Below are 1033 nucleotides of genomic sequence, written 5' to 3' on the forward strand. Positions count from 1 at the left end.
GTCGGACAGAAAGCCTGCGAGAAAGCAGAAGATCACTGCTCCTGCCGAATCGGGGAAACGATCCGAGCAGTAATTCGCCACGGTTCGCACCGTGTGCCCTCGTGTGGCGAGGTTCGGAGGTCGGTGGGATAATTTTACCCTAACAACGGTCGGAGCGAATTTCGGGCGTTTTGTCGAGCGTTAAGGACAAGCCTTAACACTGAGTTTGAGAATGGTAGAAATCAGATGATTTCGGGTGGGTTTGAGGGGCATTTAATATATTGCAGGTTAAAATTTTGGCGTCAAAGCCGCCAAAATGCTCACAACGGACGAGCAAAGCTCGCCGTGTTTGCGGGAGTTTTGAGAGATCTGAAAAATGGAGTCATAAAGCGAGGGTTGAGTTTTTTATGGAGTCAAAGAACAGAAAATCAGCAGAAAACAGCGAACGTTCAGGGTTTTGTGATGATGTCAAGGTGAAATTTCCGCTCTATGTTTTCCCAGAGACTATGCAGAAAATTGAGATGCTTTATGAGGCTGACAACTGCAAGTCAAAGACGGAGTTTATAGAGAAGGCGATACGTTTTTATTGTGGGTATCTGCTTAACAAGGACAGCGTAGCAGCGGAATATGCCGCTCCGCAGATCACTGCAATAACCGAGGGCATAGTAAAAGGCACGGAGCAGAGGCTGTCCCGTGCCTTATTTAAGGTTGCTGTCGAACTTGGTGCAGTATCACATATGCTTGCGGCGGTTCATGAGATTGATGATGATACTATGATCAAGCTTCGGACTATGTGTACGGATGAGGTCAAGAGGATCAATGGTATCATTAATTTTGAAAAGGCGGTGAGGTATCAGAGAAATTGATGATAAAATTAGCTCATTGTATCTTTATAATTGATACGATGAGCTGTTTTTTTATCAAGTGGTGATAACTACAAATTATCGGAATTTAAACTTGAATGTAGAGCAGCAATTTTATTATAGCAGGAGGTTAAAATGGATAAATACAAAATATATCCAAAGCAATTTAGAAGTGAACGAATACCTATTGA

The 1033-nt window shown here is 43.1% G+C and carries 1 protein-coding gene; it reads left to right on the forward strand.

Annotation, left to right across the window (positions count from 1 at the left end):
- The first annotated feature begins 386 nt into the window (after positions 1–386).
- Positions 387–845 (forward strand): hypothetical protein, encoded by a 459-nt coding sequence (locus DW793_RS14320; RefSeq protein ID WP_118158549.1) that lies wholly within the window; start codon positions 387–389, stop codon positions 843–845.
- The last annotated feature ends 188 nt before the right edge of the window (positions 846–1033 follow it).

This window comes from Ruminococcus sp. AM31-15AC (assembly GCF_003462045.1).
Classification (GTDB): domain Bacteria; phylum Bacillota; class Clostridia; order Oscillospirales; family Ruminococcaceae; genus Hominimerdicola; species Hominimerdicola aceti.